The organism is Sphingopyxis indica, assembly GCF_900188185.1.
In the GTDB taxonomy this organism is placed as follows: Bacteria; Pseudomonadota; Alphaproteobacteria; order Sphingomonadales; family Sphingomonadaceae; genus Sphingopyxis; species Sphingopyxis indica.
Genome location: NZ_FZPA01000009.1, coordinates 19,850 through 39,416, shown reverse-complemented (window position 1 = coordinate 39,416; position 19,567 = coordinate 19,850). Strand labels below are relative to the sequence as shown.

Genomic DNA, 19,567 nt, shown 5'->3' with positions numbered 1-19,567 from the left:
AGAGTTCTCCCTATCTACTTTGGCGAGTTCAACACTCCACCACGCTGACCGCCAACCCGCCCTTCGACGTTTCCTTATACTTATCGCGCATGTCGCGGCCCGTTTGCAGCATCGTCGCGATCACCGTGTCGAGGCTGACGACATGCGTGCCGTCGCCGATCATCGCGATGCGGCTGGCGTCGATCGCCTTGATCGCGCCCATCGCGTTGCGCTCGATGCACGGGATCTGCACCAGTCCGCCGATCGGGTCGCAGGTGAGACCGAGGTTGTGCTCCATGCCGATCTCGGCGGCGTTCTCGACCTGCGCGTTGGTTCCGCCGAGCGCCGCGGTCAGGCCCGCCGCCGCCATCGAGCAGGCGACGCCGACCTCGCCCTGACAGCCGACCTCGGCGCCCGAGATGCTGGCGTTGCGCTTGTACAAGGCGCCGATCGCGGCGGCGGTGAGGAGGAAGGTGCGCACACCCTTCGCATCGCCGCGGCAGCCGCGCTTGTAATAGCGGATCACCGCGGGGATGATCCCGGCGGCGCCGTTGGTCGGCGCGGTGACGACGCGGCCGCCGGCGGCATTCTCCTCGTTCACCGCCATCGCCCACAGGTTGATCCAGTCCATCATCGCGAGCGGTTCGGACAGGTTCGCCTCGTGCCGTTCGCGAATGTCGGCGGCGATCTGCGGCGCGCGGCGGCGGACCTTGAGCCCGCCGGGCAGGGTGCCCGTGCTGCAACAGCCCGAATCGATCGAGGCATCCATCGCCGCCGCGATCGCGTCGATCCCCGCCTCGACCTCGGCGAGGCTGCGGTGCGCGAGCTCGTTGTCGAGCATCATCTCGCCAAAGCTCTTGCCCGACGCGGCGCCCATGTCGATCAGGTCGGCGCCCGAGGTGAAGGGATAGGGCAGCTCCACCTCGTCCTCGCCGCCGCGGCTGTTGCGTCCCGCTTCCTCCTCGTCGACGACGAAGCCGCCGCCGATCGAGAAATACATGCGCTTCGCCAGAATCTCGCCCGCATCGTCGCGCGCGGTGAACGATAGCGCATTGGTGTGGAAGGGCTGGCGCTGGCGGGTGAGGAAGCGGAGGTCGCGCTTGGGCTGGAAACGCACACGGCGGCGCCCGAGCAGATAGAGCGCGCCCTCGGCTTCGGCGCGCGCCCAATGCGCCTCGATCGCCGTCAGGCTGGTTTCGGCGGGGATTTCACCCGCGAGCCCCGCGACGAGCGCGGTGTCGGAGGCGTGCCCCTTTCCGGTCAGCGCGAGCGAGCCGTAAAGATCGGCCTCGACATGCGCGGTGCGGTCGAGCAGCCGGTGCTCGTCGAGCCAGAGGCCGAAACGCCGCCCCGCGACCATCGGGCCGACGGTGTGCGAGCTCGAAGGGCCGACGCCGATTTTGAAGAGTTCGAAGAGGCTGATCGTCATGCCGGCGGCGTATAGGCGAAGGCGCGCCGGGGCGATAGGACATTACAGAGTATCGCGAACCCGAAAAACATGTGCTCCCGCGAAGGCGGGAGCCCATCTCCCGCCGGCGCTATTTTTAACCGGCAGGAGATGGATCCCCGCCTTCGCGGGGATACACGCTTTCTGATAGCGGAAGATCAGCCCGGATAGGTCCAGCTGCCGTCGCGCGCGAGGTTCTCGGCGGCGAAGTCCCAGTTGAGCAGCTCGTCGACCACCGCATTGACATAGTCGGGGCGGACGTTCTTGCGGTCGATATAATAGGCATGTTCCCACACATCGACGACGAGCAGCGGCTTGACACCCTTCGTCGCTTCGGTGCCGGCGTCGTGGGTGTCGGTGACCGACAGCTTGCCGTCCTGCGCGACGAGCCACGCCCAGCCCGACGCGAAATGGTTGATCGCGGTGTCCTTGAGCTTCTTTTTCAGATCGTCGAGCGAGCCGAAGTCGCGGTCGATCGCCGCGGCGAGATCGCCCGAAGGCGCGGTCTTCTTGGGCGCCATGCTGTTCCAGTAGAAGGCATGGTTCCACGACTGCGCGCTGTTGTTGAACAGGCCCTTGTTGCCCGCGCTTTCGGCGTGGCGGATGATGTCCTCGAGGCTCTTGCCGGCAAGATCGGTGCCCTCGATCGCGGCATTCACCTTGTCGACATAGGTCTTGTGATGCTTGCCATGATGCGTCTGCAGCGTTTCGGCCGAAATATGCGGCGCCAGCGCGTCGTCGGCGTAGGGCAGCGGCGGAAAGGCGATGGTCATGGCAGTCTCCGTTTTCTGTCTGAACTATGGGGTCACTAACTCGGTATCGCGCTTAGCGGTTGCAAGGCCGTGAAAGCAAATATTCCTGCAACCAAGCCCCTCCTTCCGAAGAGGGAATTTATTCTTTGCATAGGCGCGCCGGCGCCTACCCCCTATGCTTCGCGCCACCGTGCGGGCAACGCGATATCGACGACCAGGCCCGTCGGTTCCCAATGGCGCTCGATCGTCCCGCCCAGATTGTTGCGCACGCTGCGCTCCATCAGCAAGGTGCCGAAGCTGGTTCGGTCGGGCGCGACGACCATGCCCGTGCCGCCGCTCTCGCGCCAGCTCAGCCGGAACTTGCGATCCTCGGCGTCACCCTCGTCCTGCGTCCACCTTACGTCGACGCGCCCGCTGTCGTTCGACAGCGCACCGTGCTTGACCGCGTTGGTCGCGAGTTCGTTGAACAGCAACGCCATCGCGACGAGCGCATTTTCGGGCAGCACCAGATCGGGCCCGGCCCAGCGCACGCGCGGAAAGCCGGCCTCGACCTCGCGCATCAGCGCGTGCATCGACCCGGTCATGAAATTGGCGCCGAGGAGGACATTCTGCGCCCGGTTGAGCGCATCGAGGCGGCTGTTGATGCGCTCGACATAATCCTCGACATCGCCCGCCGAATGGCGGGTCAGCGAGATGATCGCGCTGACCGTCGCGAATAGGTTGCGCATCCGGTGGTGCAGCTCGCGCATCAACAGATTGGCGGTTTCCTGCCGGCTCTTCTGTTCGGTGATGTCGACGCAGATCCCCGTCAGCATCGCGTCGTTCGCGCGCACGTCCCAATCGCCGCGCGCGCTGATCCAGCGCACGCCCCGCTCGGGATGGTTGATGCGATATTCGGTCGCATAGGGGTCGCCGCTGTCGATCGATTCGTCGAGTATGCGGCGCACCGCTTCGCGGTCGTCGGGATGGACGCGCGCGAAAAAACCCGCGCCGGTCGACAGCGCGGTTTCGAAATCGGCGCCCCACAGTTCGGCGGTCGCGCCGCGCCAGCGCAAATCGTCGGTCCGCGGGTCGAACTGCCACGACGCGATGCACGAAAAGTCGAGCGCGCGCTCGAGCATTTGCCGCGCCTCGTCGCGCTCGACCGCGGCGCGGCGTAGTTCGGCCTCGCCCATGATGATGGCGGCGAAATCCTCTAGCCGCGCAAGCTCGCGCGGCCCGAAGGCTGCGCGCGGCTTCGTGTCGATGATGCACAGCGAGCCGAGAATGAGGCCGTTGTGCGCGCGCAGCGGCACGCCGGCATAGAAGCGGACATAGGGATCGCCGGTCACCAGCACATTGCCCCGAAACCGCGCGTCTTCGGCGGCGTCGGCGACGACGAGCGGCTGGTCGCCGGCGATCATCTGCTGACAGAAGCTGATGTCGCGCGGCTTTTCGGGCGCGTCGAGTCCGTACGCCGATTTGAACCACAGCCGGCGGTCGTCGACGAACGAAATCAGCGCGATCGGCACCTCGAACAGATCGGCCACCAGCTTGGTGACCCGATCGAAGGCCGGTTCGGGCCTGGTGTCGAGAATATGGTAGTCGCGAAGCGTCGTCAGCCGCCGCCGCTCGTTGAAGTCCGCATCCCTGTCCCCGCCATCTGCCACATTCCGCCCCTCGCCCCTCGATGCCGCGGCATCGCGATTTTTCCCGGGCCGCTGTGCCATGAAATTGGTCCCTACAAAAGCCTGGCAGCCCGACAGGCGCGCGACTGGTGCCGTTTGGCCCATGTCCGCCTTCGGCCCCCGGTGCGTCCCGTACCGTCTTTTACGCACCGCCCCGCAACAAGTTGCAGCCCCCGATTTTCATTATTGTCTCAAAAAAGGAACCCGGCGCAGCGAAGCCGCGTATGATGATTTTAAGAGGGAGGAACCCGCATGAGCCTGGGCGATGAAATCCGCGGCCACCTGCCGTTTCTGCGCCGCTATGCGCGCGCGCTGACGGGAAGCCAGCAGCATGGCGACAATTTCGTCCACACGCTGCTCGAAGTGGTCGTCGCGGCGCCCGACGAATTCGCCTCCGGGCACGGCACCCGCATCGACCTCTACCGCGCCTTTCACCGCATCTGGGAAAGCGCCTTCATCGACGAAGGCGGCGGCGACGATGAAGAGGATGCGCTCGTCCGCGCCGCGAACCGCCGGCTCGCGCGCATCACGCCGCTCGGACGGCAAATTCTGCTGCTGACCGCGCTCGAAGGCTTTTCGATCGAGGAAGCGGCGCTGATCACCGGCACCGACGATGCGACGGTCGCGACGCTGCTCGACGAGGCGGTCGCCGACCTCGACCGCGAATCGCGCACCTCGGTCCTGATCATCGAGGACGAGCCACTGATCGCGCTCGAACTCGAACAGATCGTCGAGGCGCTGGGGCACAGCGTCGCGGGCATCGCCGCGACGCACGCCGATGCGGTCGCGGCGTTCGAAAAGACCGAAGCGGGCCTCGTGCTCGCCGACATTCAGCTCGCCGACGGATCGTCGGGGATCGACGCGGTGCAGGAGATATTGGGCGTGGCGCCCGTTCCGGTGATCTTCATCACCGCCTTCCCCGAACGGCTGCTCACCGGCAACCGCGTCGAGCCGACCTTCCTGATTTCGAAACCGTTCCGCGAAAACACGGTGCGCGCGGCGATCAGCCAGAGCCTGCTCTTCACGCCCGAACTCGCGGCCTAGCGCGCCTATCAGTCGCCGCCGGGGCCGTTCGCGGTCAGGTCGTCGACGCGGTCCATGATCGCGCGAAAGGTTTCGCTTGCGGGCAGTTCGTCGTCGCTGCGCAGCGGCATGTCGCCGCCCTCCAAAATCTCGTGCAGCGCCGCGCGCGCGCGCGATACGCGGCTTTTCATCGTGCCGACCGCGCAGCCACAGATCGCCGCGCCCTCTTCATAGCTGAGCCCGCCCGCGCCGATCAGCACCAGCGCCTCGCGCTGATCGACGGGCAGCAGCATCAACCCGCGCTGCACATCGGCGAGGTGCAGGCTGTCGTCCTGATCGTCGGGGGCGACGAGCAGCCGTTCGGCGGCGAGCTCGTCATAGTCGGCGGTGAATTTCTTGCGCCGCATCTGCGACAGGAAACAGTTGCGCAGGATGACGAAGGCCCAGCTTTTCATGCTCGACGGCCCCGGCACATATTGCGCGCGCGCCTTCCACGCCTTCAGCATCGTTTCCTGAACCAGATCGTCGGCGAGATCGGCATTGCCGGTGAGGCTGCGCCCGAACGCGCGCAAATGCGGCAGCATCGCGGCAAGTTCGCGCTTGAAGCTCGCATCGTCGAGCTGCTGGGGGCCTGTGTCGCTCGTCATACCCTGCGTCGATCCGGACGCTGGAGCGGCGTCGGGGAAAAACTGTTCATCTTCATATCGCTTAGCGGCTGGTCGCGGCCAAAGCAAAGCAGAAGTGGGGCGGACGGCGGTGAGAGAAGGGCTCGCGCCGCCCGCCCTCCCCTCTCGCCGGCCGCCAACCGCGCGAGGTCGGCGCCGGGGCACGAAACGGCGGCAGTGACGATGGGCCGCAAGCATGGATCAGAGGGCCGCTGTGTCTTTCAGGCAACGCACCGGCGCCAAAAAATGCATGGCCGGGGAACTTGCGTGCCCTTCTGTCGTTGCTTCGGCATGGCAACGCATGGCGACGACGGAATGAACGGAAAGCTCAGCTTGCTCCCGATCGCGGAAGCGGCGCACCGGCGGCAAGGAAGTTTTCCCGGCGTCGGCGGCGACCAATGGCATCGCGCACTGACCGGCCGCCAATCGCCGGAGCCGGTGAGCGCGAAGCTGCGCATGATCTATGGCAAAATCGTTGCGGAGGACCTGCCCGACCGCATGCTCGACCTTTTGTCCCAGCTCGATCAGAAAAGCCCCGGATGACCCGCCCCCAAGCTGCGACGCAGCCGAAAGAGGAAGACAATCTTTCCGACAGCGAATTCAAGGCGTTGCTTGCCGACGTCATTCCGCACCTGCGCGCCTATGGCCGCAGCCTGTGCGGCAATCCCGATCTTGCCGACGATCTGACGCAGGACACGATGGTCAAGGCGTGGGCCTCGCGCGACCGCTTCGAGCGCGGCACCTCGATCAAGGCGTGGACCTTCGTTATCCTCCGCAACACCTTCCTCTCGCAGATGCGCCGCAACAAGTTCAAGGGCGAGTATGACGAGGGCGTCGTCGAGCGCACGCTGTCGACCCCCGCGGCGCAGGAGGATTCGGGCGACATGGCCGACCTTCAACGCGGGCTGATGGAATTGCCGCAGGACCAGCGCGAGGCGCTGATCCTCGTCGGCGCCGGCGGCATGTCCTATGAGGAAGCGGCGCAGATCTGCGACTGCGCGCTCGGCACGATGAAGAGCCGGGTGTCGCGCGCGCGCACCGCGCTCGAAGAGATTATGAGCCGCGGCCAATTCTCGCAGAAACGCTCCGATGCCGCTCCGGCCAGCGAGGCGGTCAGCGCGATCATGGACAGTGTCGAGGAAATCGCCGCGCGGCGCGAAGCCGAGCGCTGAGATATGAAGATTTTTTCCTGGCGATTGTGTGTCCCCGCGGAGCCGAAGGCGGCGCGTAGCGCCAACGCAGGGACCCATCTCCTGCCAGCTCGAAATAGCGCCGCCGGATGACGGGCTCCCGCCTCCGCGGGAGCACACAGCTTTTCTTTCGGAGGTCCTCTTGCTGTAGCGTCGCGGCCCTCGCCCTGCCGACAGACACCCTCGACTTTGACGGGATGGCACGGCAAAGTGCCCGCATTCCACAACAAGGCGAGCCTCTCCCCATGAAAACCCTTTCGACCTTTGCGCTTTCGGCGGCCCTTGCCGTCGCCGCCTGCTCGGGCAGTTCGCCGAGCGAAGCCGCGCCCGGCGACACTGCCGCGCTCGACGCCTCGGGCGCGCAGCCCGCTGCGCCGCTCGCCGATGCGCCCTTCACCGTCGAGGAGGTCGCCAGCTTCGACGAGCCGTGGGCGATGACCTTCCTTCCGGGCGGCAAGCAGGCGCTCGTCACCGAAAAGGCAGGCAAGCTCAAACTCTGGCAAGCCGATGGCCCGATCCTCGATGTCGCGGGCGCGCCCGCGGTCGCCTATGGCGGACAGGGCGGCTTCGGCGACGTGATCCTCGCACCCGATTTCGCCGCGACCGGCACCGTCTATCTGAGCTGGGTCGAGGCGGGCGGCAGCGATACCTTTGGCGCGGTCGTCGGCAAGGCGAAGCTCGCGCAAGGCGCCGCGCCGCGCCTCGAAGGTCTCGACATCATCTGGAAACAGGACCCCAAGGTGCCGGGGCGCGGCCATTTTTCGCACCGCCTCACCTTCTCCCCCGACGGGCAATATCTGTTCATCGCCTCGGGCGAGCGGCAGAAATTCGACCCCGCGCAGGACATGACCAAGAATCTGGGCAAGCTGATCCGCCTGAAGCCCGACGGCAGCGTTCCCGCCGATAATCCCTTTGCCGAAAAGGGCGGCGTCACTGCGCAAATCTGGTCGCTCGGCCACCGCAACCTGCTGGGGCTGGCGTTCGACGGCACCGGCAAGCTGTGGCAGCAGGAGATGGGGCCGAGGGGCGGCGACGAGGTCAACCTCGTCGAGCGCGGCGGCAATTACGGCTATCCGGTCGTTTCCAACGGCGATCATTATGACGGCAAGGACATCCCCGATCATCCGACACGTCCCGAGTTCAATGCCCCGAAACTGTGGTGGAACCCGTCGATCTCCCCCGCCGGGCTCGCCTGGTATGGCGGCACCCTTTATCCGGGCTGGCAGAACAGCCTGCTGATGGGGGCGCTGTCGGGCGAAGGTCTGATCCGCATGGCGATCGACGGCGAGGCGCTGCACAAATCCGACCGCTGGGACTTCGGGGAGCGCATCCGCGAGGTCGAGGTCAATGAGGACGGCTCGGTCTGGCTGCTCACCGACGGCAAGGACGGCAGGCTGGTGAAGCTGGTTCCCAAGGACGGATGATCCGCGCCTTCCTCTCCCGCCGCGCCGAATGGCCGGCGCGCGTGCCCGATCCCGACGCGCCGCCGCGCCTCGGGCTGTTGTGGCGCGAGGCAGGGGCGCTCGTCCGCGCGATCGGCGGGCGCATCCGGCCGATGCCGCCCGAGCCCAATCCCGACAGCCCCTATCCCCCCGTCATGGTGCTGCCCGGCTTTCTGTCGGGCGACTGGGCCACGAAGGGCCTGCGCGCCGACCTGCGCCGCGCCGGCTTTCGCTGCTACGCCTGGGGCCTCGGCTTCAACCGCGGCGCGACCGCCGACATCATCGACCGCATCGACGGCCGCGTCGATTGGATCATCGACCGCACCGGGCGCGCGCCCGCGCTCGTCGGCTGGAGCCTCGGCGGCATCTATGCCCGCGAATATGCCAAGCACCACCCCGACAAGGTCGCGCGCGTCGTCACGCTCGGCTCGCCCTTTTCGGGCAGCCGCCGCGCCAATCGCGCGTGGCGCCTCTATCATCTGATCGCGCGTCATCCGGTCGACAATCCCCCGATCGACTTCCACCCCGCGCCGCGTCCCGAAATGCCGACCTTCGCGCTCTGGTCGAAGCATGACGGCGTGATCGCGGTGAACAGCGCGCGCGGGCTGCCGCACGAAAGCGACCGCCAGATCGAGGTCGATTGCGGCCATATGGGCTTTGCCTATGCCTCGACCTCGGTCGCCGCGATCGCCAAGGCGCTGACCGAAGAGGTCGGCGAGGACGCCTCCGCCGAGCGATGACCGACGCCGAAATCGCGGGCTTCATTCGCGCCAACCTGCCCATCGCCCCGGTCCCCGGCATTCCCGAAATCCGGCTGCACAGCGCGGTGCCGTCGAGCTGTATCGGCCGGCTGACGCAGGATGACGAGGCGGCGGATGCACCCTATTGGGCGCATCGCTGGGCGGGCGGGCTTGCGCTCGCGCGCCATATCCTCGACCGGCCCGAAACCGTGCGCGGCCGCCGCATCCTCGACCTCGGCGCCGGATCGGGGCTGGTCGGAATCGCCGCGGCGAAGGCGGGTGCGCGCCGCATCACCGCCGTGGAGACCGGCCGCCACGCGGTCGCTGCGCTGCGGCTCAACGCCGAACTGAACGGCGTCAACATCGCGGTGCAGCGCGCCGACGTCGCGGCACTGCCGCTGCCCGACGCGGACACCGTGCTGGTCGGCGATCTCTTCTACACCGACGAGCTCGCCGAGCGTGTAACCAACTTCCTCGACGGCTGCCTCGGCGCCGGGATCGACATCCTCGTCGGCGATCCGTGGCGCCGCCCGCTGCCGCTGGGCCGGCTTCGGGAAATCGCGCGCTACGACGTCTTCGAAAGCGGACTGCGCAGCGTCGCCAGCGGTGTCTTCCGCTTCGGCGTTCAACAGACGTCGAAGCGGTAATCGGGCTCGGCGCGCCACCGGAAGCGCATCCGTCCGGGCCGGTGCCCCGCCTCGCCCGTCGCCGCGAAACCCAGCCGCAGCAGCAGCGCGCGCGACCGCTGGTTGGCGGGGCGGCATTCGGCGACGATCGCGCAGTCCGGCCGCGACGCGGCGAGCGACGCCACCATCGCGCCGACCGCCTCGGTCGCCAGCCCCCTGCCCCGCGCCGCGGCGGCGAACCAATATCCGACCTCATATTCCGGGCCGGGGCGGCGGTGGACGCCGATCACTCCCAGCAGCGCCGCATCGCGCCGGTCGCGCACGGCGTGGAACACATCGCCGCCGCCCGATCCGGCGATCAGCGCGCGCGCGTCGCTTTCGGTGAAGGGGGTGGGGAGGAAATGGACCTGGGACGTCACCGATTCATCGGTGATCGCAGACAGGGCGCGCGCATCGTCCGCCAGCAGGGGCGTGATGCGGATATGGTCGGTCGACAGGGCAAGCAGAGTATCGGTCATGTCGCGTCTTCTTCAAAATGCGCACGCCGTGACCGGGGGGGTAGTGGTGTGATGATGACCATTCGCCTGTCCGAACACGGCGGCGATGGTCACAGGATGATGCCACGCCGCTCCTAGATAAAGGAGCGCCAATAGGCCTTGAATCGCAGGGATCGGTCGGTGGTCATCACGATCGCGGCGCTATCACCGCCGCGCGCCGCGATCAAGTGCGGGTTGACTCCTTCGCTTCTCGCACTAATTAAAGTTACATGAAACGCGACAGCCGACTTTCGGGCGTGCTTCACGTCCTTCTCCACATGGCGGAGGACGGGGGACCGTTGACCTCCGAACAGCTCGCCGGGGCGATGCGGACCAACGCCGTCGTCGTCCGCCGCATCCTCGGCGGGCTGCGACAGGCGGGATTGGTGCATAGCGAAAAGGGGCATGGCGGCGGCTGGACGATCGCCCGCGAGCCGTCCGGAATCACGATGCGCGACATCTATGACGCGATCGGGCGCCCGCGGCTGATGGCGATGGGCAATCGCACCGATGCCCCCGGCTGCCTCGTCGAACAGGCGGTCAACGCCGCGCTCGACGCGAGCTTCCGCGACGCCGAAGCGCTGTTGCTCGCACGTTTCGAGGCGGTGACGCTTGCCGAGCTCGCCGCCGATTTCCACCGCCGCATGGCGGCGCGCGCCACCCCCTCGCAGGAGCATGGTCATGGCTGAAGGCGTCCAATATTTCCTCGACAGCTTCAAGGACCCCGCCGCGGTCGCGCGCTATAGCGAAGGCCCGCGCCGCTTCGTCCCCGGCCTCGACGGGCTGCACCGGATGACGGGACTGCTGCTCGCCGAGCGCGTGCCGGCCGACGCGCATATTCTCGTACTCGGCGCGGGCGGCGGCAGCGAGATGAAGGCGATGGCCGACGCCTATCCGGGCTGGCGCTTCACCGGCGTCGATCCCGCGGGCCCCATGCTCGACCTCGCCGCCGAAGTCATGGGGGCGGACGCCGGCCGTGCCGACATGGTCGAGGGCTATATCGACGACGCCCCCGCCGGCCCCTTCGACGGCGCGACCTGCCTCCTCACCCTCCATTTCCTCCAGCGCGACGAGCGTGTCCGCACCGCAGCCGGGATCCGGGCGCGCCTCAAGCCCGGCGCGCCCTTCGTCGCCGCGCACGGCAGCTTTCCCCAGGGTGCCGACGAACGCGACCGCTGGCTCGACCGCTATGCGGCCTTCGCCGTGGCGTCGGGCGGCGACCCCGAGCAGGTCGCCAAGGGCCGCGAGGCGGTCGCGACGCATGTGGCAATGCTGAGCCCCGAGGAAGACGAAGCCGTGCTGCGCGCGGCTGGCTTCACCGGGGTCGAAGCCTTTTACACCGCCTTCACCTGGCGCGGCTGGGTCGGCTACGCCTGAAGGTCAGGGAGCAAGGCACGCTTCCGCGATGGCGGTGACGTGGCGCAGGTCGGTGCCGCAGCAGCCGCCGACGACCCGAATCCGCGGGAAGCGTTCGATCAGCGCGCGATGCCGGGCCGCGAGGTCTGCGGGGTCGCCGATGTCGAGTTCGGTCATCGCATCGAGTTCGGCGTGGCTGAGGCACGAAGCGTTCGCGCGCACCCCGCCGATCCGCGCCGTCCATGCTGCGTCCGCATCGAGGATGCCGTCGAAATGCGTCGGATGGGCGCAGTTGATCATATAATAGGCCGGGTAATCCTCGGTCGCGGCATCGACCGCTGCGATCGCGTCGCCAAGCGCGTCGCCCGTGGGCAGCCGCCCGTCGGTCTCGACGGTAAAGCTGATCGCGACCGGCAAGCCGAGCGCCTTTGCCGCATTCGCAATGCCGACCGCTTCGGGGATGGTGGTCATCGTGATCGCCGCCAGCATGTCGGCGCCCGCCGCGGCCAGCACCCCCGCCTGATGCGCATGATAAGCCTGCGCCTCGTCGGGGAGCATGATCCTGCCCGGATCGTAGCCGTCGCCGCGCGGACCGATACAGCCGCTGATGACGGTCGGCACATCGGCATATTCGGCGCGCAGTCCGCGGAGCAATTCGATCGCGGACCCGTTCAGCCGGTCGAGCTCGGCGAGCGACAAACCCAAGGGCTCTGCCCAGTCGGGGCTCGCGCGCCAGGTCGCGCTTTCGAGCACCAGCCCCGTCCCCATCCGCCGCGCAAGGTCGAGGAAACCCCGATAATAAGCGTCGAGCACGTCGAGGCTCTCGTCCGATGCAAACAGGGTAACCGACGAAAAATGGGGCAAGTCGATGCCCTTGTTGAACAGGATATCGGTTTCGAGTCCTGCGTCGGTCAGGAAAAAGCGGTTCAGTTGCGGTAAGGAAGCCATCGCCGATACTCCCCGGAGACCGTGGCCAAGTTAGCGGAGCGAGGGGGCCTTGTCCATCGAACCACCCGCCGGATCGCTATCGAGAAAAGGCGCAACAATTTCATCGCTTACGCGAAGCGGCCGGCCGCTCGCCTTGTCGAGCAGCGCCCAGACCGTGCGTGCGCGGACGTGGACCCTGCCGTCGGCACCGGTGAATTCCATGAAGCGGTCGAACTTCGCGCCGTGCGGCTTGTCGGCAACCCATGTCCGCGCGATTGCCGTCTCGCCGGGGCCGAGCGCGCGCAGATAGTCGATCTCGTGCCGCACCACGACCCAGATATAGGCGTCCTTGTGCGCCTGCGGCGCGGCGGCGTCCCAATGGCCGGTCGCGACCTGCTGAATCCACTGGACCCACACGGCATTGTTGACGTGACCGAGCTCGTCGATGCTTTCGGGCGTGGCGGTGAGGGAGAGGGTGAAGTCTTTCATCGGCCGACCATAGCAATCCCCTCCCGCAAGCGGGAGGGGCAGTGAGACTTGCGAACTTGTTCGCTAGTCGCAGCGGGGTGGGCATGCAGCAAGGCCGGTCTGCCCACCCCGCTGCGGCTAGGCAGCAAGCTGCCAACCCTCGCTGCCCCTCCCGCAAGCGGGAGGGGAACTTAAGCCAGCTCGACCGTCGTCACCATATAGCCCGCATCGCGGAGCGCCGCGACGAGGCTGTCGAGATGCTCGCGGTCGCGCGCCTCGCATTCAATGTCGGTGATCAGCCCCTTGGCGGGGAGCGTCGTGAAGATGCGCTGGTGATAGATTTCGATGATATTGACCTGCTTCTCGTCGAACAGCTTCATCACCTTGAACAGCGCGCCGGGGCGGTCCTGCAACCGGATGCGCAGCCGCGCGATGCGGCCCGATCGCGCGAGGTCGCGCAGCAGCACATTGGCGAGCAGCCGCGTGTCGATATTGCCGCCGGTCAGGACGAGCCCGACCTTGCGCCCGGCAAATTCCTCGGGATGCGCGAGCATCGCCGCGAGACCCGCGGCGCCCGCACCCTCGACCACCGTTTTTTCGATCTGGAGCAGCAGGCTGACCGCGCGCTCGAGATGGCGTTCGGCGACGAGCACGATGTCGTCGTTGAGCTCGGCGACGACCTTGCGCGTATAGGCGCCCGGCTCCTTGACCGCGATGCCCTCGGCCAGCGTGTCGCCCTCGCACGCCATGTCGACCCCGTTCAGTTCGGCATACATCGACGGGTAAAGCTCGGCCTGCACGCCGACGAGGCGCATGTCGTTCTTGATCCCGCGCGCCGCGGTGCCCATGCCGGTGAGCAACCCGCCGCCGCCGATCGGGACGATCAGCGTGTCGAGTTCGGGCACATCCTCCAGCATTTCGAGCGCGACCGTCCCCTGCCCCGCCGCGACGTGCGGATGGTCGAAGGGATGGACGAAGGTGAGTCCACGCTCTTTTTCCAGCTCGCGCGCATGGGCGTAGGCGTCGTCGAACTTTTCGCCGAACAGCACGATCTCGGCGCCGTGGCTCGCGGTCTGCGAGACTTTCACCTGCGGCGTGGTCTTGGGCATCACGATCGTGACGGGGATGCCGAGGCGCTTGCCATGATAGGCGAGGCCCTGCGCGTGATTGCCCGCCGACGCCGCGATCACGCCGCGCGCGCGCGCCGCATCGTCCAGCAGCAGCAGCGCGTTGAGCGCGCCGCGCTCCTTGTATGCCGCGGTAAATTGCAGATTTTCGAACTTCAGCCACACCTCGGCGCCGACCATTTCGGACAGCGTCTGCGACTTGAGCGTCGGGGTGCGCACCACCGCGCCGTTAATTCGCTCTGCCGCCGCGCGCACGTCGTCGAGAGTGATCGCCGGAAAATCGGCGGCGAGCATGGGGGTGGCAAGGTCTGTCATAGCGACAGGCGCCCTACCCCATCTGGCGCGCGAAGCAAACAATGCTATGGACCGCCCCATGAGCGAAGAAAAATTGCGCATCGCCTTCATCGGCACCGGCATCATGGGCGGTCCGATGGCAGGACATCTCGTCAAGGCCGGCCACAGCGTCACCGTCTTTAACCGCACCCGCGCCAAAGCCGACGCATGGGCGGCAAAATATGGCGGCAACGCCGCGGCGACGCCCGCCGAGGCGGCGAAGGAGGCCGACGCCGTGCTCGCCTGCGTCGGCAACGATGACGACCTTGCCGAAGTGACGCTGGGGACGAATGGCGCGTTCGATGCGATGAAGGCTGGTGCGGTTTTCGTCGATCATACGACCGTCTCGGCGCGAATCGCGCGGCGGCTCGCCGATGAGGCGGGGGCGCGCGGGCTGCTGAGCGTCGATGCGCCGGTGTCGGGCGGCGAATCGGGCGCGCAGGCGGGCAAGCTGTCGATCATGTGCGGCGGCAGCGATGCGGCCTTTACCGCCGCCGAGCCGGTAATGCGCGCCTATGCCGCGCGGATCGTCCATATCGGCGGCCCGGGCGCCGGGCAGACGACGAAGATGGTCAACCAGATCGCGATCGCCGGGGTGCTGCAAGGCCTCTCCGAAGCGCTGCGCTTTGCCCAGGCGTCAAAGCTCGACACCGACAAGGTGTTCGAGGCGGTGTCGGGCGGCGCGGCGGCGAGCTGGCAGATGCTCAACCGCTGGGACACGATGGCGAAGGACGCGTTCGATTTCGGCTTCGCGGTCGACTGGATGCGCAAGGATCTGGGCCTCGCGCTCGAGGAAGCACGGGCCAATGGCGCGACGCTGCCGGTCGCGGCGCTCGTCGATCAATTTTATGCCGAGGTGCAGAAGGCCGGTGGCGGGAGAAAGGACACCAGCTCGCTGGTGACGAGGCTGCCGAAGTGATCCGCGCCGCGCTTTGTGCTTCGCTCGCCCTGCTCTTCGCCGCCCCCGCGCATGCCGACACGCTGATCGACAATGTCAACGGCATCACGCTCGACAAGGACGGCAAGCTCGTTCGCTTCACCGGGCTCGTCATCGACAAGGACGGCAAGGTCGCGAAGCTGCTCGACCGCAAGGACAAGCGCCCCGAGCGCCCCGACTTCAAGGAGGACGCGAAGGGCAAGACGCTGATTCCGGGGCTGATCGACGCGCATGGTCACGTCATGGGACTCGGCTTTTCGCTGATGACGCTCGACCTCAGCGAAACGAAATCGCTCGACGAGGCGCTCGCCGCGATCCGCAGATATGCCGCCGACAATCCCGAGCTGCCGTGGATCATCGGGCGCGGCTGGAACCAGGAAGCCTGGGGGCTCGGCCGCTTTCCGAACGCCGCCGACCTCGACGCCGCCGTCCCCGACCGCCCGGTGTGGCTCGAGCGCGTCGATGGCCATGCGGGCTGGGCGAACAGCGCCGCGATGCGCGCCGCGCGCGTCACCGCTGCGAGCAAGGCACCCGAGGGCGGCCGCATCGAAATGGCGAATGGTCAGCCGAGCGGCGTGTTCGTCGATGCTGCCACAAATCTGATTGCCGCTGCGGTGCCGAAGCCGCTCGCGCGCGACCGCGACCGCGCCTTCCTGCTCGCGCAGCAAAAGCTGCTCGAACAGGGGATCACGACCATCGCCGACATGGGCACGACGATCGACGACTGGCAAAGCTATCGCCGCGCCGGCGACAAGCATCAGCTTGCCATCCGTATCATCAGCTATGGCCATGACGTCGACAATATGGCGCTGATCGGCGGGCCGGGACCGACCCCCTGGCTCTATGACGACAAGCTGCGCATGGTCGGGGTGAAACTCTATCTCGACGGCGCGCTGGGGTCGCGCGGCGCGTGGCTGAAGGCGCCCTATGCCGACGCGCCGGGGCAGAAAGGCCTGCCTTTGCTCACGCCGGCGCAGCTGCGCAACAAGATGGTGCGCGCGTCGATGGACGGGTTCCAGGTCGCGATCCACGCGATCGGCGATGCCGCCAATGCCGAAGCGCTCGACGCGATCACCGACCTCAACGCCGACCTGCCCGGCGAGCGCCGCTGGCGCATCGAACATGCGCAGATCGTCGATCCCATCGACATCCCGCGCTTCAAGCAGCTCGGCGTCGTCGCCTCGATGCAGCCGATCCACCAGCCGTCGGACCGGCTGATGGCCGAAGCGCGGCTCGGCCCCGAGCGGCTCAAGGGCGCCTATGCCTGGCGCAGCATGGAGACCGCGGGCGTGCGCCTCGCCTTCGGGTCGGACGTGCCGGTCGAGAGCGCGAACCCCTTCCCCGGCATCGCCGCCGCCATCTCGCGCACCGACGCGCAGGGCCAGCCTTTCGGCGGCTGGCACCCGGAGGAAACGGTGAGCCGCGAGACCGCGCTCGACGGCTTCACCCGCAGCGCCGCCTTCGCGGGCTTCGCCGAGGACCGCATCGGCACGCTGATGCCCGGGATGCGCGCCGACTTCCTGATCCTCGATGCCGACCCGCTGCTCGCGAGCCCGAGCGAGATCCGCGGCATGGCCCCGCGCGAAACCTGGATCGGCGGCTATCGCTATTACAAGCGCAAGGGCAGCTGAATGGATCGCCGCCGCCTGCTCGCAGCGATGGCGACCGCCCCGGCGGCACTGGCGCTCGGCGGAGCGAAAAAGCCGAAACGGAACGATCCGCCCGATCCGCGCCGCTCGCGCCGGCGCAAGGGCGCCAAGGCGCCCGAACGCCACGTCGATGTCGCGGTTGTCGGCGCCGGCGCGCTCGGCGCATGGACCGCGTGGCACCTCGTCCGCAAGGGGCTGAGCGTGCGGCTGTTCGACGCCTATGGCGCGGGCAACGGCCGCGCGGCGTCGAACCTGCCGTCGATGATGCTCGATCCTGTGCAGGGCGGCGACGCGCTCTATGCGGGGCTGGTCGAAGAGAGCCGCGCGGCGTGGGAGCGGCTTTCGGACACCGCGAGCCTGCCGATCCTTGCCCCGTGCGAAGCGGTGACGACGCTCGCCGCGACCGACAATTTCGCCGCGATGCGCGGCAGCGAGCGGCTGACCGGCGAGGCACTCCGCCCGCGCTACACGCAGGTCGCATGGCGGCCCGAAGAAGCGGCGCTGGTCGCCGAAAAGGGGGCGATGCTCGCCGGACGCCGCGGCGTGCTCGAAACGATTCTCGACGCGCAGGTCACGCCCGAGGATATGGTGATGCCCGCGCCGCTGCGCGACAAGCGCCGCGACCGCTATGTCCTTCCCGACGGCGGCAGCGCGGACAGCCTCGTCTATGCGAGCGGCGCATGGCTGACCGAGCTCTTCCCGCAGCTTTTGACCCCGCAGCATCTGTCGGCGGTGCGCCACAATATCTTCCACTTCGGCCCCGGGCAGGGCGACACGCAATTCCGGCCGCCCGCAATGCCCGCGCTCGTCGACCGCGCCTATGGCTTCAACCTGCTTCCCGATGTCGAGGGCGTCGGCGTGCGCGTACGGAAGAGCACGCCCGATGCGAGCGTCGATCCCGACAGCTTCGACCGCCGCGCCGATGACCGCGCGCTTGCCGAGGTGCGGCAATGGGTCGCGGCCCGCCTTCCCCGCCTTGCCGATGCGCCGGTCGTCGCGAGCGCGGCGACGCACGATTGCCGCACGGCGACCGGCGACCTGCTGCTCGACCGCCTGCCCGGCCACCCGCGCGTCTGGCTCGTCGGCGGCGGCGCCGGCCGTGCCTTTGCGCTCGCCCCGGCAATCGGCGCACGCGTCGCCGCGCATGTCGAGGAGGCGAGCCGCCCGGTCGAGCCGCGATGGGCGCTCTCGCGGCTGGTCGCCTGATCTCCTCTCCCCTTGGGAGAGGGCAACGAGACTTGGCGGCTTTGCCGCCTGGTCGCAGCGGGAGAGGGGCACAGCGCTAAAGACATGCGCTTCTGGCATCCCCTCACCCGGCTTTGCTAGAGCATCGTGCCGGAAATCTGCACCGTCTCCCCGAGCGAAGTCGAGGCGGCGACGCTGCGGTTCTCGCTCCGCTCGAACGAGCCCCTCGTCTTCGCTCGGGGATGCGGATGATTCAGATTTCGCGCAATTTGCTCTAGCCAGCAAGCTGGCAAGCGCCGCCACCTCTCCCTATGGGAGAGGATATCTATTTCGAACGGGGGGATTTGGGTGCGCCTGACCGACTGCCATAATATCGACGATTTCCGCGCGCTCGCGAAGCGGCGGCTGCCGTGGCCGGTGTTCGACTATATCGACGGCGCCGCCGACGACGAGGTGACGCGCCGCCGCAATCGCGCGGCGTTCGATGCCTGCGACCTCGTCCCGCGCGTGCTCGCGGGTGTCGAGACGGTTGACATGCGCACGACCTTGTTCGGGCGTGAAATCGCGATGCCGCTGTTCCTTTCCCCCACGGCGCTCCAGCGGCTGTTCCACTGGCAGGGCGAGCGCGCGGTGCTGCGCGCGGCGGCGAAGGCGGGGACGGTCGCCGGCATATCGAGCCTCGCGACGATCGGCCTCGCCGAAGCGGGAGCGCTCACCGATGGGCCGAAGCTGTTCCAACTTTACGTCCACAAGGACGAAGGGCTGAATCGCGCGATGCTGGAAGCCGCGCGCGACGCGAGGTTCGATGCGGTGGCGCTCACCGTCGACACGATCGTCGGTGGCAATCGCGAACGCTGCCTGCGCTCGGGCTTTACCTCGCCGCCGCGCTTCACCGCGCGCAATATGCTGAGCTATGCGGCCAAGCCCGGCTGGGGATTGAACTACATCCTGCGCGAAAAATTCAGCCTGCCGAATCTTGCGACGCATGTGTCCGAAGGATCGAGCGTCCCCAAATCGGTCGCCGACTATTTCACCTCGATGCTCGACCAGAGCCTCGACTGGAAGCGCGCCGAGGCGATCCGCAAAATATGGGACGGCCCCTTCTGCCTGAAAGGGATCGCCGCGGTCGAGGATGCGAAGCGCGCGGCCGACATCGGCGCGACGGCGATCATGGTGTCGAACCATGGCGGGCGCCAGCTCGACGGGAGCATCGCGCCTTTCGACGCGCTCGCCGACATCGTCGATGCGGTCGGCGACAAGCTCGAGGTGATCTGCGACGGCGGCATCACCCGCGGCACGCATGTGCTGAAAGCGCTGTCGGTCGGCGCCAAGGCCTGTTCGGGCGGACGGCTCTATCTTTATGCGCTGGCCGCCGCGGGCGAGGCGGGGGTCGATCGTGCGGTCGCGCTGCTGCGCGCCGAGATCGAGCGGGGCATGAAGCTGATGGGCGCAAGGAGCCTCGCCGACCTGGGGCGGGACAATCTGCGCTGGCGATAGTCTGAATCGTCATTGCGAGCG

At 67.6% G+C, this 19,567-nt stretch carries 20 protein-coding genes; 12 read left to right on the top strand and 8 right to left on the bottom strand.

The features are described from left to right. Positions 1-28 precede the first annotated feature (28 nt). The 3 genes from CHB69_RS12630 to CHB69_RS12620 all read right to left on the bottom strand — a co-directional run bounded on the left by CHB69_RS12630 (position 29) and on the right by CHB69_RS12620 (position 3,827). Positions 29-1,408 carry an L-serine ammonia-lyase gene (locus CHB69_RS12630; protein WP_089216371.1) on the bottom strand — a complete coding sequence of 460 codons (1,380 nt, stop codon included), beginning with the start codon at positions 1,406-1,408 and terminating at the stop codon, positions 29-31. A gap of 176 nt (positions 1,409-1,584) precedes the next feature. Then, entirely contained in the window at positions 1,585-2,199 is a 615-nt protein-coding gene (locus tag CHB69_RS12625; RefSeq protein ID WP_089216370.1) for a superoxide dismutase, read from the bottom strand. Between the two features lie 152 nt (positions 2,200-2,351). Beyond that, complete coding sequence (locus CHB69_RS12620; protein ID WP_245836759.1) at positions 2,352-3,827, bottom strand: GAF domain-containing protein; 1,476 nt, start codon at positions 3,825-3,827, stop codon at positions 2,352-2,354. 270 nt (positions 3,828-4,097) lie between these two features. On the opposite strand from CHB69_RS12620, the gene CHB69_RS12615 reads away from it, so the two are divergent. Further along, entirely contained in the window at positions 4,098-4,889 is a 792-nt protein-coding gene (locus CHB69_RS12615) for a response regulator (RefSeq protein WP_089216368.1), read from the top strand. An 8-nt stretch (positions 4,890-4,897) separates the two neighbouring features. Here the strand turns inward: CHB69_RS12615 and CHB69_RS12610 are convergent, their stop codons facing one another. Then, entirely contained in the window at positions 4,898-5,515 is a 618-nt protein-coding gene (locus CHB69_RS12610) for a sigma-70 family RNA polymerase sigma factor (protein WP_089216367.1), read from the bottom strand. 201 nt (positions 5,516-5,716) lie between these two features. Here CHB69_RS12610 and CHB69_RS12605 point away from each other — a divergent pair, with 201 nt between their 5' ends. The 5 genes from CHB69_RS12605 to CHB69_RS12585 all read left to right on the top strand — a co-directional run bounded on the left by CHB69_RS12605 (position 5,717) and on the right by CHB69_RS12585 (position 9,552). Further along, the gene (locus CHB69_RS12605; RefSeq protein ID WP_141133984.1) at positions 5,717-6,076 is read left to right on the top strand and encodes a NepR family anti-sigma factor; all 360 of its coding nucleotides are present in this window, start codon (positions 5,717-5,719) and stop codon (positions 6,074-6,076) included. Next, entirely contained in the window at positions 6,073-6,705 is a 633-nt protein-coding gene (locus CHB69_RS12600) for a sigma-70 family RNA polymerase sigma factor (protein ID WP_089216365.1), read from the top strand. Before CHB69_RS12605 ends, CHB69_RS12600 begins: the two co-directional genes overlap by 4 nt. Positions 6,706-6,968: 263 nt before the next feature. Beyond that, the gene (locus CHB69_RS12595) at positions 6,969-8,147 is read left to right on the top strand and encodes a PQQ-dependent sugar dehydrogenase (RefSeq protein WP_089216364.1); all 1,179 of its coding nucleotides are present in this window, start codon (positions 6,969-6,971) and stop codon (positions 8,145-8,147) included. Further along, complete coding sequence (locus tag CHB69_RS12590; RefSeq protein WP_089216363.1) at positions 8,144-8,905, top strand: esterase/lipase family protein; 762 nt, start codon at positions 8,144-8,146, stop codon at positions 8,903-8,905. The genes CHB69_RS12595 and CHB69_RS12590 overlap by 4 nt, the downstream gene beginning before the upstream one ends. Further along, complete coding sequence (locus CHB69_RS12585) at positions 8,902-9,552, top strand: class I SAM-dependent methyltransferase (protein WP_089216362.1); 651 nt, start codon at positions 8,902-8,904, stop codon at positions 9,550-9,552. Before CHB69_RS12590 ends, CHB69_RS12585 begins: the two co-directional genes overlap by 4 nt. Here CHB69_RS12585 and CHB69_RS12580 read toward each other — a convergent pair. Then, positions 9,531-10,049, bottom strand: coding sequence for a GNAT family N-acetyltransferase (locus CHB69_RS12580; protein ID WP_089216361.1), 519 nt, complete (start codon positions 10,047-10,049; stop codon positions 9,531-9,533). The genes CHB69_RS12585 and CHB69_RS12580 overlap by 22 nt on opposite strands. 248 nt (positions 10,050-10,297) lie before the next feature. On the opposite strand from CHB69_RS12580, the gene CHB69_RS12575 reads away from it, so the two are divergent. Together CHB69_RS12575 and CHB69_RS12570 are read left to right on the top strand one after the other, a co-directional pair. Further along, the gene (locus CHB69_RS12575) at positions 10,298-10,756 is read left to right on the top strand and encodes an RrF2 family transcriptional regulator (protein WP_089216360.1); all 459 of its coding nucleotides are present in this window, start codon (positions 10,298-10,300) and stop codon (positions 10,754-10,756) included. Then, the gene (locus CHB69_RS12570; RefSeq protein WP_089216359.1) at positions 10,749-11,444 is read left to right on the top strand and encodes a class I SAM-dependent methyltransferase; all 696 of its coding nucleotides are present in this window, start codon (positions 10,749-10,751) and stop codon (positions 11,442-11,444) included. The genes CHB69_RS12575 and CHB69_RS12570 overlap by 8 nt, the downstream gene beginning before the upstream one ends. Before the next feature lie 3 nt (positions 11,445-11,447). On the opposite strand, the gene CHB69_RS12565 is transcribed toward CHB69_RS12570, so the two are convergent. The 3 genes from CHB69_RS12565 to CHB69_RS12555 form a co-directional block, all read right to left on the bottom strand. Further along, positions 11,448-12,371: a homocysteine S-methyltransferase family protein gene (locus tag CHB69_RS12565; protein ID WP_089216358.1), complete on the bottom strand. Its 924-nt coding sequence runs from the start codon at positions 12,369-12,371 to the stop codon at positions 11,448-11,450. A 30-nt stretch (positions 12,372-12,401) separates the two neighbouring features. Next, positions 12,402-12,839 (bottom strand): acyl-CoA thioesterase, encoded by a 438-nt coding sequence (locus CHB69_RS12560; RefSeq protein ID WP_089216357.1) that lies wholly within the window; start codon positions 12,837-12,839, stop codon positions 12,402-12,404. A gap of 170 nt (positions 12,840-13,009) precedes the next feature. Then, the gene (locus tag CHB69_RS12555) at positions 13,010-14,260 is read right to left on the bottom strand and encodes a threonine ammonia-lyase (protein WP_089216356.1); all 1,251 of its coding nucleotides are present in this window, start codon (positions 14,258-14,260) and stop codon (positions 13,010-13,012) included. A gap of 58 nt (positions 14,261-14,318) precedes the next feature. Between CHB69_RS12555 and CHB69_RS12550 the strand changes: the two genes are divergently transcribed. From CHB69_RS12550 to CHB69_RS12535, 4 genes are all read left to right on the top strand, one after another. Then, positions 14,319-15,197: an NAD(P)-dependent oxidoreductase gene (locus CHB69_RS12550; protein WP_089216478.1), complete on the top strand. Its 879-nt coding sequence runs from the start codon at positions 14,319-14,321 to the stop codon at positions 15,195-15,197. Continuing rightward, entirely contained in the window at positions 15,197-16,846 is a 1,650-nt protein-coding gene (locus tag CHB69_RS12545; RefSeq protein WP_089216479.1) for an amidohydrolase, read from the top strand. The genes CHB69_RS12550 and CHB69_RS12545 overlap by 1 nt, the downstream gene beginning before the upstream one ends. Further along, complete coding sequence (locus tag CHB69_RS12540) at positions 16,847-18,070, top strand: NAD(P)/FAD-dependent oxidoreductase (RefSeq protein WP_089216355.1); 1,224 nt, start codon at positions 16,847-16,849, stop codon at positions 18,068-18,070. A gap of 327 nt (positions 18,071-18,397) precedes the next feature. After that, a complete protein-coding gene (locus CHB69_RS12535) occupies positions 18,398-19,546 on the top strand; it encodes an alpha-hydroxy acid oxidase (RefSeq protein WP_089216354.1) in 1,149 nt (382 codons plus the stop codon). The last annotated feature ends 21 nt before the right edge of the window (positions 19,547-19,567 follow it).

Coding starts and splice junctions, on each gene's coding strand:
- CHB69_RS12630 (WP_089216371.1), bottom strand. CDS start 1,408: ATGACGATCAGCCTCTTCGAACTCTTCAAAATCGGCGTCGGCCCTTCG.
- CHB69_RS12625 (WP_089216370.1), bottom strand. CDS start 2,199: ATGACCATCGCCTTTCCGCCGCTGCCCTACGCCGACGACGCGCTGGCG.
- CHB69_RS12615 (WP_089216368.1), top strand. CDS start 4,098: ATGAGCCTGGGCGATGAAATCCGCGGCCACCTGCCGTTTCTGCGCCGC.
- CHB69_RS12610 (WP_089216367.1), bottom strand. CDS start 5,515: ATGACGAGCGACACAGGCCCCCAGCAGCTCGACGATGCGAGCTTCAAG.
- CHB69_RS12605 (WP_141133984.1), top strand. CDS start 5,717: ATGGGCCGCAAGCATGGATCAGAGGGCCGCTGTGTCTTTCAGGCAACG.
- CHB69_RS12600 (WP_089216365.1), top strand. CDS start 6,073: ATGACCCGCCCCCAAGCTGCGACGCAGCCGAAAGAGGAAGACAATCTT.
- CHB69_RS12595 (WP_089216364.1), top strand. CDS start 6,969: ATGAAAACCCTTTCGACCTTTGCGCTTTCGGCGGCCCTTGCCGTCGCC.
- CHB69_RS12590 (WP_089216363.1), top strand. CDS start 8,144: ATGATCCGCGCCTTCCTCTCCCGCCGCGCCGAATGGCCGGCGCGCGTG.
- CHB69_RS12585 (WP_089216362.1), top strand. CDS start 8,902: ATGACCGACGCCGAAATCGCGGGCTTCATTCGCGCCAACCTGCCCATC.
- CHB69_RS12580 (WP_089216361.1), bottom strand. CDS start 10,049: ATGACCGATACTCTGCTTGCCCTGTCGACCGACCATATCCGCATCACG.
- CHB69_RS12575 (WP_089216360.1), top strand. CDS start 10,298: ATGAAACGCGACAGCCGACTTTCGGGCGTGCTTCACGTCCTTCTCCAC.
- CHB69_RS12570 (WP_089216359.1), top strand. CDS start 10,749: ATGGCTGAAGGCGTCCAATATTTCCTCGACAGCTTCAAGGACCCCGCC.
- CHB69_RS12565 (WP_089216358.1), bottom strand. CDS start 12,371: ATGGCTTCCTTACCGCAACTGAACCGCTTTTTCCTGACCGACGCAGGA.
- CHB69_RS12560 (WP_089216357.1), bottom strand. CDS start 12,839: ATGAAAGACTTCACCCTCTCCCTCACCGCCACGCCCGAAAGCATCGAC.
- CHB69_RS12555 (WP_089216356.1), bottom strand. CDS start 14,260: ATGACAGACCTTGCCACCCCCATGCTCGCCGCCGATTTTCCGGCGATC.
- CHB69_RS12550 (WP_089216478.1), top strand. CDS start 14,319: ATGAGCGAAGAAAAATTGCGCATCGCCTTCATCGGCACCGGCATCATG.
- CHB69_RS12540 (WP_089216355.1), top strand. CDS start 16,847: ATGGATCGCCGCCGCCTGCTCGCAGCGATGGCGACCGCCCCGGCGGCA.